The organism is Bacillus sp. FSL E2-8900, from assembly GCF_037966225.1.
Taxonomy (GTDB): domain Bacteria; phylum Bacillota; class Bacilli; order Bacillales; family Bacillaceae_G; genus Bacillus_A; species Bacillus_A cereus.
The window spans coordinates 3,574,361-3,589,031 of sequence record NZ_CP150193.1 but is presented as its reverse complement, the minus strand read 5'-3'; the positions used below and the strand labels follow the sequence as shown (position 1 = coordinate 3,589,031).

The window sequence follows — 14,671 nt, the reverse complement described above, 5'->3', positions numbered from 1 at the left end:
TGATTTTAACAAGGGATTACAATTAGTTCTCTATTTGATTTTGTAATAACTTCATATCCGTCTTTTGTAATGACGATATCGTCTTCAATTCTACAACCGCCCCAGTTTGGTATGTAAATACCTGGTTCAACTGTAACAACCATACCTTCTTTTAATGTAGCTTTACTTTCTTGGGATAAGCGAAGAGGTTCATGTATTTCTAAGCCAAGACCATGACCAGTAGAATGACCAAAATATTGACCATATCCACAATCTGTAATGTAGTTTCTTGTTACATCATCGATACTTTTCGCGGTTTCTCCAGGCTTAATCGCTTCAGTCCCACGTTTTAACGCTTCTCGTACAACATTGTATATTTTTTTGAATTCTTCCGATGGTTCCCCTATTGCTACAGTACGTGTTATATCAGAACAATATCCGTCATAAAGTGCACCGAAATCTAATGTAACGATGTCGCCTCGTTCAATTATTTTATTTGATGCAACTCCATGTGGAAGAGAAGAACGAACACCAGAAGCTACAATAATTTGAAATGATGAAGATGCAGCACCTTTTTTTCGCATGAAAAATTCTAATTCATCTCGTACAGCATTTTCACTTAGTCCTGGTTTTAGAAACGTAAGAATGTGGTGAAATGCTTCGTCCGCGATATTAGCTGCAATTTTCATTGTTTCTATTTCAGGCGTGTCTTTAATGATACGAATATTTTCGATAATTTCGCACACTTGAATCATTTCCGCCTGTACGTATTTTTGCAAGTTTTTATATTGTTGCAATGTCATGTTGTTTTCTTCAATTCCAAGTTTTTGAATGTTTAATTTCGATACTTGATGTGCAATTTCTTTTTCTAAATTTCCTTTATGCATAATAATTTCAGCATCTTTTATTTGTGATTTCGCTTGATCTACATAGCGGAAATCAGTGATAAAAACAGCTTGATCGGCAGAGATTAAGACGACGCCAGCGCTACCTGTAAAGCCTGTTGCATATTGGCGATTTTCTTTTTTTGTAATAAGTAACCCGTCAATTTCATAGTTTTGTAGTTGATTTTGGATTTTATTAATTTTTAAAGTCATGTTAATTCCTCCTATTCATAGTATTGAATAAAGCAAATAGCGTGCCAAAATGTATATTTGAAGAAAGGATAGTAGGGACAACATATATTTTAGGGGAGATAAAAAAATAGCCCGTAATTTGTGGGAGACGGTTTGTTCATAAAATCTAGATTGCTTCAATGAATAGCAGGGGGATGGGGAAAAATGATTGGAGTTACACTTGTACTTTATTTACATGCTGTAAAAAAATTTATACAAATGTGAAATGATACTGTCAATTTTTTTGACAATATTGAATGGATATAGCAACGAAATTGAAAACATATAAAAAATGCGCTGCATACAAGCAACGCATTTTTTTATTTATGCTTTTAATTTCATTACAATATCAGCATCTGGTGTTACATATACGGTTTGCTGATTGTCGTACGTAACAAAACCAAGTTTTGCACCACTCGGTTTTTTGACATGGCGTATTTTGGTGAAATCAACAGGTACAGAGCTAGACTCTTTCGCTTTACTGTAATAGGCAGCAATTTTGGCAGCTTCTAGTAAAGTTTCTTCAGCAGGCTCTAAAGAACGAATGACAACGTGAGAGCCAGGTATATCTTTCGTATGTAACCAAATTTCATCACGGCGGGCAAACTTCGTTGTTAAATAATCATTTTGTTTATTGTTTTTACCAACGAAAATCTCTGTGCCATCACTTGCTACATATTTATCTAATACTGGTTTAGTAGGCTTTTTCTTTGCGTTTTTCGTTTTGCGATTGCGCACATAACCTTCTTCAGCTAATTCCTCACGAATTTCTTCAATGTCTTTTGAAGAAGCAGCTTCCATTTGTTGAAGTAAGCTATCAAAATAAAGAATTTCTTCATTTGTTTTTTCAATTTGTTCTTCTACAACAACAACTGAATTTTTTGCTTTTTGATACTTTTGGAAATAGCGTTGTGCATTTTCAGATGGTGTTTTTAAAGGATCTAATGTGATTTTTACAGTTCCACCATTCTCATCGTAATAATTAACGACCTCAATATCTTTATCGCCCTTTTTTAAAGCGTACATATTGGCTGTAAGTAGCTCTCCAAATAGTTGATACTTATCTGCTTTTCCAGCATCTTGCAGTGTTTTTTCGAGTTTAATGAGTTTTTTCTCGTTTTTATTTTTTTCGTTTTGCATAAAGCGTTCTAAATCATGAGCTTGTTGTTTTACACGATCACGTTCTGCTTTGCCAAAGAAGAAACGATCTAACAATTCGCTCACTGATGAGAATGTTTTTTCTTCTCCTTGCAAGTGTGTAAGAGGGAAAAGATAAAAGAATTCTTTTCCATTTGCAGTAATCATTGTAGGTGTATATGCATGAGATAGTAATGGTGTTTGTACAGAGAAAAATGCTTCTGATAATGCTTTCTCGTTTACCATACCGGCTTTCTTTACTACTTCTTTTGCAAATAATGGGGATATTCCCATGAAAGCACCGACGAGTTGTTTATCCATATTTCCAGATAGAAAGTCTAGCGGTCTAATAAAATCATCTGCGGTTTCAATTTGCAGAGGATTGATTTTATGTTGGGCTGGTGGCGCGACGTACTCAGCACCAGCATATACAGTTCGGTGACGGTTTACGGCTAATGAAACGTGTTTTAAGCTATCTAAAATCACGTTTGTTTTCGTATCTAATAAGATAATGTTACTATGTCGTCCCATTATTTCAATTACTAATGTTTTTAATGATTCGTCTCCGATCTCATTACGACTGCGAACTGTAATTTGAATAATGCGTTCTAAGTCGATTTGTTCAATTTTTTCAATAAATCCACCTTCTAAATGTTTGCGAAGAAGCATACAGAACATCGGCGGTATTGCTGGCGAATCGTAGTTTTGATTCGTTAAGTGCATACGCGCATATGTAGGATGAGATGAAAGAATTAGTTTTTGGTTCTTTCCATTCGCTCGAATATGTAATAAAATCTCGTATTTTGAAGGTTGATATATTTTGGAAATTCTTCCTGTGTAAAGAGAATTTTCAATTTCATGTGTAATCGCTCTTGTAAATAATCCATCGAATGCCATAAATGAACACTCCTTTCTAACTAAATGTTAATTATAGCATTTTTTTGGACGAGGCTGAATAAGCTTTCAATAGAGTATGTCTGGAATCAGGAGGTCGATAGCAGGATGAACTGGTATGGAATGCGAGCACATGAAGTGGAAGAAAGAACGAATACGAATGTAAAGGTTGGACTTACAGAGAAAGAAGCAGAAGGGCGAGTAAAGAAATTTGGTACTAATGAATTAGAAGAAGCAAAAAGGCCTTCTGCACTAATGGTATTTTTAGCACAGTTTAAAGATTTCATGGTACTCGTTTTGTTTGGAGCAACAATTGTTTCTGCGTTTTTAGGTGAATACATTGATTCTATTGCTATTGTTGCCATTGTTATTATCAATGGTATTCTCGGCTTTTTTCAAGAAAGAAAAGCTGAAAAATCATTGGAAGCTTTAAAGGAACTAGCTGCCCCGCAAGTTACTGTAATGCGGAATGGAAAGTGGGTAAAAGCACCATCTAAAGCACTTGTTTTAGGTGATATTATTAAGTTTTCCAGTGGTGATCGTATTGGGGCTGATGTGCGTCTTGTTGAGGCATCAAGTTTATATATTGAAGAGTCTGCTTTGACAGGGGAGTCCGTACCTGTACAAAAGAAGGTAGAAGCACTGCAAGGGCAAGATGTTGCAATTGGGGATCAAAAAAATATGGCTTTTATGGGGACAATGATTACGCGAGGATCTGGTACAGGAGTCGTTGTAGCAACTGGTATGAATACAGCGATGGGGCAAATTGCAAATATGTTGCAAAATGCAGAGCAAATGGAAACGCCACTGCAAAGAAGGTTAGAACAGCTCGGAAAAATATTAATTATTGTAGCTCTTATTTTGACAGCGCTCGTTGTATTGGCTGGTGTGTATCAAGGGAATGAAGTATATCATATGTTTTTAGCTGGGGTATCGCTAGCTGTTGCGGCTATTCCAGAAGGATTGCCAGCAATTGTTACAGTAGCTTTATCACTTGGTGTACAGCGTATGATAAAAAAGAGAGCAATTGTAAGGAAGTTACCGGCCGTAGAAACGTTAGGCTGCGCTTCTGTTATATGCTCTGATAAAACGGGAACAATGACACAAAACAAAATGATGGTAACACATATGTGGTCAGGCGGAGAATTGTGGAAAGTGACAGGGCAAGGATATGAACCTAATGGCTCTTTTATGAAAGGTGAAAAAGAAGTGAATCCAGCTAAGACAAAATCACTTTATCAGCTACTTACATTTGGTTCACTATGTAACAATGCAAATATTATTCAAAAGAAAAAGGCGTACGTATTAGATGGGGATCCAACAGAGGGAGCGCTTGTAGCTGCAGCAATGAAAGCTGGGATAACACGTGAGGCATTGAAAGGGAAATTTGAAATTATTCGTGAATTTCCATTTGATTCAACTCGAAAAATGATGAGTGTTATTGTACGAGATCGAGAGGGGAAAAAGTTTATTGTTACGAAAGGAGCACCGGATGTTCTTTTGCAAATGAGTCAAACAATCTTATGGGGGGATAAGCAGCAGCCGTTAAGTGAGCTATATAGAAAAGAAGTACAGGCGGCTATTCATAGCTTAGGTAGTCAAGCGCTTCGAACAATTGCAGTTGCGTTTAAACCTTTAAAAGTCACGGATTCTATTGAACATGAAAGAGACGTTGAAAAAGATTTTATGTTGGTTGGGATACAAGGTATGATTGACCCGCCAAGGCCAGAAGTCGCGCAGGCGGTAAAAGAGTGTAAAGAAGCTGGTATTCGAACAGTAATGATTACAGGTGATCATAAAGTGACAGCAATGGCGATTGCTGAACAATTAGGAGTTTTACCACCAGATGGACGCGTTGTTGAAGGAGTAGAACTCGCGAATATGGATGTGGAGGAATTAGAAAATGTTGTAGAAGATACGTATGTATTCGCTCGTGTATCACCTGAGCATAAATTGAAAATTGTTAAAGCATTGCAAAATCAAGGACATATAGTAGCGATGACAGGTGATGGAGTGAACGATGCTCCAGCTATAAAAACAGCGGATATTGGGATAGCGATGGGGATTACAGGGACAGATGTTGCAAAAGAAGCCTCTTCACTTGTTTTACTAGATGATAATTTTGCTACAATTAAGTCAGCGATTAAAGAAGGAAGAAATATATACGAGAACATACGTAAGTTCATTCGCTACTTATTGGCGTCAAATGTTGGAGAAATTTTAGTTATGTTATTTGCGATGTTACTTGCATTACCACTGCCGATGGTTCCTATTCAAATTTTATGGGTGAACTTAGTTACTGATGGTTTACCAGCGATGGCATTAGGTTTGGATAAGGCTGAAGGAGATGTGATGAAGAGAACACCGCGTCACCCGAAAGAAGGGGTATTCGCTAGAGGGCTTGCGTGGAAAATAATAAGTCGAGGGTTTTTAATTGGAGCAGTGACGTTAGTGGCGTTTATTATTGCGTATAACCAACATCCAAATGAACTGAAATATGCACAAACTGTAGCGTTCGCGACGTTGGTACTTGCACAGCTTATTCATGTATTTGATTGTCGTAGTGAGCATTCTGTCTTTCACCGTAATCCATTTGGGAACGTGTATTTAGTAGGGGCGGTTATTATTTCGTTACTACTTATGCTAGTGGTTATATATTATCCACCGTTACAACCGATCTTTAGCACAATGCCGATACAAGCAAGAGATTGGTTATTAATTGGAGGTTTGTCATCAATTCCGACTTTCTTACTAGTAGGTTCTTTATTAACAGGGAAAAAGGCTAAGAAGAAAAAGCCGATGTTATATAAGAAGGGATTAAACTTGAAATAGTCAATGTTATGAAAATGTGATATAATTTACAGAAGGTAGTAGAGCCTTGTCTCTATTACCTTTTTCATTGAGTTATTTTATGGCTTGGATGTGATAAAAATGATTTCTAGTATGACAGGGTTTGGAAGATCGAAAGTAGAAAGTGATACTTTTCAAATTACAGTAGAAATGAAATCGGTGAACCACCGTTTTTTAGAGATGAGTATTCGACTTCCTAAGCAAATGATGGTATTTGAGGACAAAATTCGTAAAATAATTGCACAGCAAGTTCGACGTGGACGCATCGAAGTGTCTATTAGTATAGCAGGTGAAGGACTTGTTGAAAGAAAATTAAGTGTGAATTGGTCACTTCTTGAGCAGTACCAATCGATGATGGAAGATATAAAAGGGAAATTTCAATTACAAGATTCTATTACACTCGAACAATTAATGGCAATGCCAGAAGTAACAGCAATTGAAGAAATAGAAAATGTAAATGAACATTTTGAGAACAGTTTATATGAGGCTGTTCGTCAAGCTGCTCATATGTTGAAAACGATGAGAGATGGCGAAGGAGAACGATTACATAAAGATATAGCGTATCGTTTACAAGAGATTAGCAATTGTGTAAATGCGATTATTCCACATGCACCAATTGTTACACAAAAATATCGTGAACGATTAGAAAATCGCTTAAAAGAATTACATAATCAAGATCTAGATGAACAAAGATTGCTAACAGAAGTCGCAATCTTTGCAGAGCGTTGTGATATTCATGAAGAGTTAGTTCGTTTGCAAAGTCATTTAGAGCAATTTCGTGAAACATTGCAGATTGAAGAGCCTGTTGGAAGGAAAATGGATTTCATCGTGCAAGAGATGCATAGAGAAATTAATACGATTGGTTCTAAGGCAAATGACTTAACAATTTCAAAATATGTTGTAGAAATGAAAAATAACCTTGAAAAAATTCGTGAACAAGTACAAAATATTGAGTAGCTTTCAAAAAATATATAAAGTTATACGTGGTGGAGAAATCGGATAGACTTACTAGGAGGCGCAAACTATGGCCATGCGGTTTTTAAATATTGGATACGGAAATATTGTATCTGCTCATCGAATTATTGCTATTGTAAGTCCGGAGTCAGCTCCTATTAAACGAACAGTACAAGAAGCACGCGAACATAATGCTTTGCTTGATGCTACGTATGGGAGAAAAACAAGGGCGGTTATTGTTATGGATGATGGGCATGTTGTATTAAGTCCAATTCAACCAGAGACGATTGCACATCGTTTGAATAATAAAGAAGATTTAAGTGAGGAAGGGTAGGTTTTACATATTTATGAGAAGTAGAAGAGGATTGCTCATCGTTCTTTCAGGGCCTTCTGGGGTTGGAAAAGGGACGGTTCGTAAAGAGCTGTTTAGCCATGAGGATACACGTTTTCAGTACTCTATTTCAGTAACGACACGTAAGCCGCGTGAAGGTGAAGTAGATGGTGTGGATTATTTCTTTAAAGAAAGAGAAGAATTCGAGGAAATGATTCGTAATGAAAAATTACTTGAGTGGGCTGAGTTCGTAGGTAATTATTACGGAACACCGATTGACTATGTTGAAAAAACATTACAAGAAGGAAAAGATGTATTCTTAGAAATTGAAGTGCAAGGAGCAATTCAAGTTAAGAAAGCTTTCCCAGAAGGTGTATTTATTTTCTTAGCACCTCCAAGTTTATCTGAACTAAAGAGCCGTATTGTCGGACGTGGTACAGAGACTGAAGATGTTATTGAAAATCGTTTAACTGTAGCGAAAGAAGAAATCGAGATGATGGACGCTTACGACTATGTAGTAGAAAACGATCAAGTTGAATTAGCTTGTGATAGAATTAAAGCAATTGTGGTTGGCGAACATTGCCGCCGCGAAAGGGTAGCAAAATATTATAAAGAAATGACGGAGGGTCTATAATTATGTTAAATCCATCAATTGACTCATTACTACAAAAAATCGATTCTAAGTACACTTTAGTAACAGTGGCTGCAAAACGCGCACGTGAAATGCAACTTGCTAATAACTGTGTTGTAGAAAAACCTGTTTCTCATAAATGTGTAGGTAAAGCATTAGAAGAAATCGATGCAGAAGCATTAAGCTACGTACCAAGTGAAGATAAAGTAGCTGAATAAGCCTTTGCCTTCGACAAAATAAAACATAGACTTTATAATTTTCTATGTAACGGTAACAACCTATTTACAAGTAGGTTGTTATTTTTTTACGAAAGGAATGAAATATTGGTACTGACGAGCTGAGAATTCTATTTCAGTATTATAAGTTTGAAAAAGAAAGAGGACGAGTCATATGCTAAAAGGGAAAAAGATACTTCTATGTGTAACAGGAGGCATTGCGGTTTTTAAAGCAGCTGCGTTAACGAGTAAATTGACACAATCTGGCGCGATTGTCAAAGTAATGATGAGTGAGTCGGCAATGAAGTTTGTTACGCCTCTTACATTCCAAGCGCTTTCTCGCCATGATGTATATACGGATACATTCGATGAGAAAGACTCAGCTGTTATTGCTCATATTGATTTAGCAGATTGGGCGGATGTTGTACTTGTCGCACCTGCTACTGCCAATTGTATTGGAAAGTTAGCTGGTGGTATTGCAGATGATATGATTACAACTACTTTGTTAGCTACTACAGCTCCGGTATGGATTGCGCCTGCTATGAATGTGCATATGTATGAAAATAAAATAGTTCAAAAAAATATGATGACATTGAAAACGCTAGGATATACATTTATTGAGCCTGGGGAAGGCTTTTTAGCATGTGGATATGTAGCGAAGGGACGACTAGAAGAACCTGAAGCAATTATTGCACGGTTAGAGGAAGCTTTCTCAGAACACAAACCATTGCAGGGAAAAAGAATATTAATAACTGCTGGCCCAACACGTGAAAAGGTTGATCCAGTTCGTTTTATGACGAATTTTTCTTCTGGGAAAATGGGGTATGCGATTGCGGAAGTGGCAGCGAATTTAGGCGCTGATGTTATACTCGTTTCAGGACCGACAGCATTAAATCCACCGTTACATGTAACGACAGTGCAAGTGGAATCTGCACAAGATATGTTAGAAGCAGTTCTTCAACATTATCAAAACGTAGACGTTGTCATTAAAACAGCAGCAGTTGCAGATTATCGTCCGAAATATGTGCATGAGAATAAAATGAAAAAGCAAAATGGTGATGCTGTCATTGAACTTGAAAGAACGGTGGATATTTTAAAAACGTTAGGTCAGAAAAAGGATAAACAGTTACTTATCGGTTTTGCTGCTGAAACGACAAATGTAGAGGAATATGCAACGAAAAAACTACGTGAGAAAAATGCAGATATGATTGTCGCGAATGATGTAAAAGCGCAAGGAGCTGGATTTGGCACGGATACGAATATTGTAACAATGTATAGAAAAGATGGAAAAGTTATTGAGTTGCCACTTTTAATGAAAAAAGAGGTAGCTCGTGAAATATTGAAGCAAATTGAAATGATGTTAGAAGATGATCGTTTATGAAATTTGCAAGTGTAATTGTTGATGTACCTGCCCGTCAGACAGATCGACCATTTGATTATATTATTCCTAAAAAATGGGAAGATATTGTACAGACAGGAATGCGTGTAGTAGTTCCGTTTGGGCCAAGAAAATTGCAAGGTTTTATTATTGGGATTAAAGATTCGGTGGATGTAGAAAGTAAGAAGTTAAAGACAATCCATGAAATATTAGATGTAACACCGGTTTTAAATGATGAATTATTAAAGCTTGGATATTGGCTTACAAGTGAAACGTTATGCTACATGATTTCAGCTTTTCAAGTGATGCTTCCAACTGCGATAAAAGCAACGTATAAAAAACGTCTACAACTTTGTAAACAGGAAGAAATAGCACCTGAAATACTATATTTATTTCAGGATAAAGAAGCAATTGATTTTGAAGTAATCGAGCAACAGCCACATTTATACCGAACTATTCAACAAGAAATTAAAAATGGTACGGTTGAAGTCGTTTATCAAGTGAAAGATAAAGTACAAAAGAAGAAGCAAAGAGTGGTTCAGCCGGAGTTGCCAGAAGATAAATTGGAATTAGCGGCATTTGAACTGAAAAGTAAAAAACAACAAGATGTACTTTATTATTTTGTGGAAAATTATAAAAGTACACCGTTGAAAGTAATTACAGAAGAGTTACAAATAACAGATGCTCCAATAAAAGCACTTGTTAAAAAGGGATTCATTTCAGAAAAGTATGTGGAAGTATACCGAAATCCGTATGACGATGATGATTTTGAACAAACAAAACCATTTCCACTTACGGAGGAACAAAAACAAGTTATTACACCGATTTTATCATCAATTACAAATGAAACTTATAATCCATTTTTACTATATGGTGTTACAGGAAGTGGAAAGACAGAAGTATATTTACAATCTATAGCAGCAGTGCTCAAGAAAGGAAAAGAAGCTATCGTTCTTGTTCCTGAAATTGCACTAACGCCCCAAATGGTGGATCGTTTTAAAGGTAGGTTTGGCTCGCAAGTTGCAGTTCTTCATAGTGCGTTGTCTGTTGGAGAAAAGTATGACGAGTGGCGTAAGATTTTAAGAAAAGAAGTGAAAGTTGTAGTTGGTGCGCGTTCAGCTGTTTTTGCGCCTTTTGAGAATTTAGGGATTATTATTATTGATGAAGAGCATGAATCAAGTTACAAACAAGAAGATAATCCGAGGTATCATGCAAGAGATGTAGCTGTCTGGAGAGGACAATATCATAAATGTCCTATCGTTCTTGGTAGTGCGACACCAACACTTGAATCGTTTGCAAGGGCGAAAAAAGGTGTTTATGAACTATTAACAATGGAAAAACGTATGAATGAACAAGCTTTACCAACGGTAGAGATTGTTGACATGCGAGAAGAACTTCGTGACGGGAATCGATCAATGTTTTCTAAGGCGCTGCATGAAAAAATAGCAGATCGATTAGAAAAGAAAGAACAAATGGTACTCTTTTTAAATAGAAGAGGTCATTCTACATTTGTTATGTGCCGTGATTGTGGGTATGTTGTCCAATGTCCGCATTGTGATATTTCATTGACATATCATAAAATGAATCATCGTTTAAAATGTCATTATTGTAGTTACGAAGAGAATATGCCAACTGAGTGTCCAGCTTGTCAAAGTACATACATTCGTTTCTTTGGTACAGGTACACAAAAGGTAGAAGAAGAAATTACAAAACTATTTCCAGAGGCACGAGTCATTCGAATGGATGTAGATACGACAAGTCGAAAAGGAATGCATGAAAAATTATTAAAGGCGTTTGGGGAAGAAAAAGCAGATATATTACTTGGAACACAAATGATTGCTAAAGGATTAGATTTTCCGAAAGTAACGCTCGTTGGGGTTTTAACTGCAGATACGATGCTTCACTTACCTGATTTTCGGGCGAGTGAAAAGACATATCAGTTACTGACGCAAGTAAGTGGACGAGCGGGTAGACATGAATTGCCAGGGGAAGTTGTGATTCAAACGTATACGCCAGAACATTACAGTATAGAGTTAGCGAAGAACCAACAATATGATGTGTTTTTTGACCAAGAAATGCAAATGAGACGAACAAGACAATATCCCCCATATTACTATGTTGTACTCGTAACTGTATCTCATCCAGAATTATTAAAAGCGGTACAAGTGACGGAAAAAATTGCCTCGTATTTACGAACGCATTGCTCACAGCAAACAATGGTGCTAGGACCAGTTGCTTCAGCGATTCCAAGGATAAAAGATAGATATCGTTATCAATGCATGATAAAATACAAACGGGAACCAAACTTAAAGAACGTGCTCAAAATGGTAAATGAACATTATCAAGCAGAAATGCAAAAAGAGCTACAAATCTCAATTGATTTTAATCCAACAATGTTAATGTAGCGGAGGGAAATATGGCAGTTTTAGAAATAATAAAGCATCCAAATGAAGTGTTAGAAACACCATGCGAAAGAGTAATTAACTTTGATAAAAAGTTAGTGAAATTGTTGAAAGATATGCATGAAACAATGTTAATTGCGGACGGAGTCGGTTTAGCTGCGCCTCAAGTAGGTGTAAGCTTGCAAGTAGCGGTTGTTGATGTAGATGATGATACTGGGAAAATCGAGTTAATCAATCCATCAATATTAGAAAAACGTGGTGAACAAGTAGGTCCCGAAGGCTGTTTAAGCTTCCCGGGACTTTATGGTGAAGTAGAACGTGCCGATTATATTAAAGTAAGAGCGCAAAATCGCCGTGGGAAAGTATTCTTATTAGAAGCGGAAGGATTTTTAGCGCGTGCAATTCAACATGAAATTGATCATTTACACGGTGTTTTATTTACATCGAAAGTGACAAGATATTATGAAGAAAACGAACTAGAATAGGTGTTAAAAGGAGCGGTTTTTAAATGATAAAAGTAGTGTTTATGGGAACACCGGACTTTTCAGTGCCGGTGCTTCGTCGTCTTATTGAAGATGGCTATGAGGTAGTAGGTGTTGTGACGCAACCTGATCGTCCAGTAGGTAGAAAAAAAGTATTAACACCTACACCTGTTAAAGTTGAAGCGGAAAAACATGGTATCCCTGTGTTACAGCCGTTAAAAATTCGTGAAAAAGATGAATATGAAAAAGTATTGGCATTAGAGCCAGATTTAATTGTAACAGCTGCATTTGGGCAGATTGTACCAAATGAAATTTTAGAAGCACCAAAGTATGGGTGTATTAATGTTCACGCTTCTTTACTTCCTGAACTTCGTGGTGGTGCACCAATTCATTATGCAATTATGGAAGGTAAAGAAAAAACAGGTATTACAATTATGTATATGGTAGAAAAATTGGATGCTGGTGATATCTTAACGCAAGTGGAAGTTGAAATTGAAGAGCGTGAAACGACAGGCTCATTATTTGATAAATTAAGTGAAGCAGGAGCACACCTTCTATCTAAAACAGTGCCTTTATTAATTCAAGGTAAGTTAGAACCGATTAAACAAAACGAAGAAGAAGTAACGTTTGCGTACAATATAAAACGTGAGCAAGAGAAAATTGATTGGACAAAAACAGGTGAAGAAGTATACAATCACATTCGCGGATTGAATCCATGGCCAGTTGCTTATACAACTTTAGCAGGACAAGTTGTTAAAGTATGGTGGGGGGAAAAAGTGCCTATAACTGAACCGGCTGAAGCAGGTACGATTGTTGCAATCGAAGAAGATGGTTTTGTTGTAGCAACGAGTAATGAAACAGGTGTTAAAATTACTGAATTGCAACCTTCTGGTAAAAAGCGTATGAGTTGTTCACAATTTTTACGTGGAACAAAACCTGAAATTGGAACGAAGTTAGGAGAAAATGCATGAGACAAAATGTTCGTGAATTAGCTCTTGATGGTTTAATTCAAGTGGAAAAAAGTGGTGCATATAGCAACTTACTTTTAAATAATCTAATTGAAAAAAGTGCAATTGATAGAAAAGATATTGGTTTATTAACTGAAATTGTATATGGAACGATTCAACGTCGTGACACATTAGATTATTATTTACAGCCTTTTTTAAAAAAGAAGGTTGAGGCGTGGGTAAGAGTATTGCTTCGCTTATCTTTATATCAAATGATTTATTTAGACCGAGTGCCAGAAAGAGCGGCTATTCATGAAGCGGTTGAGATTGCAAAGCGTCGCGGGCATAAAGGAATTGCTGGTATGGTGAACGGTGTATTACGTTCGATTCAGAGAGAAGGTGTACCTTCTGTAGATGAAATCAAGGATCCAGTAGAACGTCTTGCAATTACAACAAGTCATCCAGTTTGGCTTGTCCAAGAGTGGACTTCAGAATACGGTTTAGAAACTGCAGAAAAAATGTGCGAAGTAAACATGTTACCCCCTGTACCAACAGCGCGTGTGAATGTTGATAAGGTAACTGTAGAAGAAGCGATTGAGTTGTTGGCAAGTGAAGGTATAGAAGCAAAACGTGGTGACTTATCAGATGATGCTATTCAGATTGAAAGCGGAAATGTAGCGCATACAGAAGCGTTTAAAAAAGGATTTCTTTCTATTCAAGATGAAAGTTCTATGCTTGTAGCACGCGCTTTAGAACCGAATACGGGAGATGCAGTTCTTGATAGTTGTGCTGCTCCAGGCGGAAAAACAACGCATATCGCGGAACGATTAAAGGGAACTGGTAAGGTCATGTCCCTTGATTTACATGCACACAAAGTACGTTTAATTAAACAGCAAGCAGAGCGACTTGGTCTAGAAAATGTCGAAACTAAAGCGCTAGATGCTAGAAAAGTGCAAGAGCACTTTGCAAATGAAACGTTTGATAAAATATTGGTAGATGCACCGTGTTCTGGATTTGGTGTAATTAGACGTAAACCTGATATTAAGTTAGGAAAAGATAAAGGCGATAGTGAAAGATTATCGAAGATTCAAATTGCAATACTAGAAAAAATAGCACCATTATTAAAACAAGGCGGTCGTCTTGTTTATAGTACGTGCACAATTGAGAAAATAGAAAATGAACAAGTAATAGAGAAATTTTTACAAGAACATCCTGAATTTGAATGGGATACTACGCTTAAAGAGCGTATGCCAGAAAAATTAACTCCGTATATTGATGAAGGTCAAGTGCAAATTTTACCGCATTATTTTGCGACGGATGGCTTTTATATTGCTTGTTTAAGGAAGAAGGTGTAGC

Annotated in this window: 12 protein-coding genes; 10 read left to right on the top strand and 2 right to left on the bottom strand. The window is 36.8% G+C overall.

The annotated features are described in order from the left end of the window. Nucleotides 1–5: 5 nt before the first annotated feature. Both NST90_RS18190 and NST90_RS18185 read right to left on the bottom strand, forming a co-directional pair. The gene (locus NST90_RS18190; RefSeq protein ID WP_000172805.1) at nucleotides 6–1,076 is read right to left on the bottom strand and encodes a Xaa-Pro peptidase family protein; all 1,071 of its coding nucleotides are present in this window, start codon (nucleotides 1,074–1,076) and stop codon (nucleotides 6–8) included. Nucleotides 1,077–1,418: 342 nt separating this feature from the next. After that, nucleotides 1,419–3,128, bottom strand: a complete 1,710-nt coding sequence (locus tag NST90_RS18185; RefSeq protein WP_000863286.1) for an NFACT RNA binding domain-containing protein — start codon at nucleotides 3,126–3,128, stop codon at nucleotides 1,419–1,421. Nucleotides 3,129–3,233: 105 nt separating this feature from the next. Between NST90_RS18185 and NST90_RS18180 the strand changes: the two genes are divergently transcribed. The 10 genes from NST90_RS18180 (at nucleotide 3,234) to rsmB (ending at nucleotide 14,670) form a co-directional block, all read left to right on the top strand. Then, nucleotides 3,234–5,957 (top strand): calcium-translocating P-type ATPase, SERCA-type, encoded by a 2,724-nt coding sequence (locus NST90_RS18180; RefSeq protein ID WP_001104778.1) that lies wholly within the window; start codon nucleotides 3,234–3,236, stop codon nucleotides 5,955–5,957. Nucleotides 5,958–6,056: 99 nt separating this feature from the next. Continuing rightward, complete coding sequence (locus tag NST90_RS18175) at nucleotides 6,057–6,932, top strand: YicC/YloC family endoribonuclease (RefSeq protein WP_000625866.1); 876 nt, start codon at nucleotides 6,057–6,059, stop codon at nucleotides 6,930–6,932. 67 nt (nucleotides 6,933–6,999) lie between these two features. Continuing rightward, nucleotides 7,000–7,263 carry a DUF370 domain-containing protein gene (locus NST90_RS18170; protein ID WP_001251456.1) on the top strand — a complete coding sequence of 88 codons (264 nt, stop codon included), beginning with the start codon at nucleotides 7,000–7,002 and terminating at the stop codon, nucleotides 7,261–7,263. Nucleotides 7,264–7,276: 13 nt separating this feature from the next. Beyond that, nucleotides 7,277–7,894, top strand: coding sequence for a guanylate kinase (gene gmk, locus NST90_RS18165; protein ID WP_001257741.1), 618 nt, complete (start codon nucleotides 7,277–7,279; stop codon nucleotides 7,892–7,894). Between the two features lie 2 nt (nucleotides 7,895–7,896). Next, the gene (gene rpoZ / locus NST90_RS18160) at nucleotides 7,897–8,109 is read left to right on the top strand and encodes a DNA-directed RNA polymerase subunit omega (RefSeq protein WP_000933960.1); all 213 of its coding nucleotides are present in this window, start codon (nucleotides 7,897–7,899) and stop codon (nucleotides 8,107–8,109) included. Nucleotides 8,110–8,281: 172 nt separating this feature from the next. Then, complete coding sequence (gene coaBC / locus NST90_RS18155) at nucleotides 8,282–9,487, top strand: bifunctional phosphopantothenoylcysteine decarboxylase/phosphopantothenate--cysteine ligase CoaBC (protein ID WP_000911750.1); 1,206 nt, start codon at nucleotides 8,282–8,284, stop codon at nucleotides 9,485–9,487. Continuing rightward, nucleotides 9,484–11,889 (top strand): primosomal protein N', encoded by a 2,406-nt coding sequence (priA, locus tag NST90_RS18150; protein ID WP_000666720.1) that lies wholly within the window; start codon nucleotides 9,484–9,486, stop codon nucleotides 11,887–11,889. Before coaBC ends, priA begins: the two co-directional genes overlap by 4 nt. Nucleotides 11,890–11,900: 11 nt before the next feature. Then, entirely contained in the window at nucleotides 11,901–12,371 is a 471-nt protein-coding gene (gene def / locus NST90_RS18145) for a peptide deformylase (RefSeq protein WP_000279455.1), read from the top strand. A gap of 23 nt (nucleotides 12,372–12,394) precedes the next feature. Further along, nucleotides 12,395–13,339, top strand: coding sequence for a methionyl-tRNA formyltransferase (fmt, locus tag NST90_RS18140; protein WP_000598804.1), 945 nt, complete (start codon nucleotides 12,395–12,397; stop codon nucleotides 13,337–13,339). Further along, the gene (gene rsmB, locus NST90_RS18135; protein WP_283748075.1) at nucleotides 13,336–14,670 is read left to right on the top strand and encodes a 16S rRNA (cytosine(967)-C(5))-methyltransferase RsmB; all 1,335 of its coding nucleotides are present in this window, start codon (nucleotides 13,336–13,338) and stop codon (nucleotides 14,668–14,670) included. Before fmt ends, rsmB begins: the two co-directional genes overlap by 4 nt. The last annotated feature ends 1 nt before the right edge of the window (nucleotide 14,671 follow it).

Coding starts and splice junctions, on each gene's coding strand:
- NST90_RS18190 (WP_000172805.1), bottom strand. CDS start 1,076: ATGACTTTAAAAATTAATAAAATCCAAAATCAACTACAAAACTATGAA.
- NST90_RS18175 (WP_000625866.1), top strand. CDS start 6,057: ATGATTTCTAGTATGACAGGGTTTGGAAGATCGAAAGTAGAAAGTGAT.
- rpoZ (WP_000933960.1), top strand. CDS start 7,897: ATGTTAAATCCATCAATTGACTCATTACTACAAAAAATCGATTCTAAG.
- def (WP_000279455.1), top strand. CDS start 11,901: ATGGCAGTTTTAGAAATAATAAAGCATCCAAATGAAGTGTTAGAAACA.
- NST90_RS18180 (WP_001104778.1), top strand. CDS start 3,234: ATGAACTGGTATGGAATGCGAGCACATGAAGTGGAAGAAAGAACGAAT.
- fmt (WP_000598804.1), top strand. CDS start 12,395: ATGATAAAAGTAGTGTTTATGGGAACACCGGACTTTTCAGTGCCGGTG.
- NST90_RS18185 (WP_000863286.1), bottom strand. CDS start 3,128: ATGGCATTCGATGGATTATTTACAAGAGCGATTACACATGAAATTGAA.
- coaBC (WP_000911750.1), top strand. CDS start 8,282: ATGCTAAAAGGGAAAAAGATACTTCTATGTGTAACAGGAGGCATTGCG.
- gmk (WP_001257741.1), top strand. CDS start 7,277: ATGAGAAGTAGAAGAGGATTGCTCATCGTTCTTTCAGGGCCTTCTGGG.
- rsmB (WP_283748075.1), top strand. CDS start 13,336: ATGAGACAAAATGTTCGTGAATTAGCTCTTGATGGTTTAATTCAAGTG.
- priA (WP_000666720.1), top strand. CDS start 9,484: ATGAAATTTGCAAGTGTAATTGTTGATGTACCTGCCCGTCAGACAGAT.
- NST90_RS18170 (WP_001251456.1), top strand. CDS start 7,000: ATGGCCATGCGGTTTTTAAATATTGGATACGGAAATATTGTATCTGCT.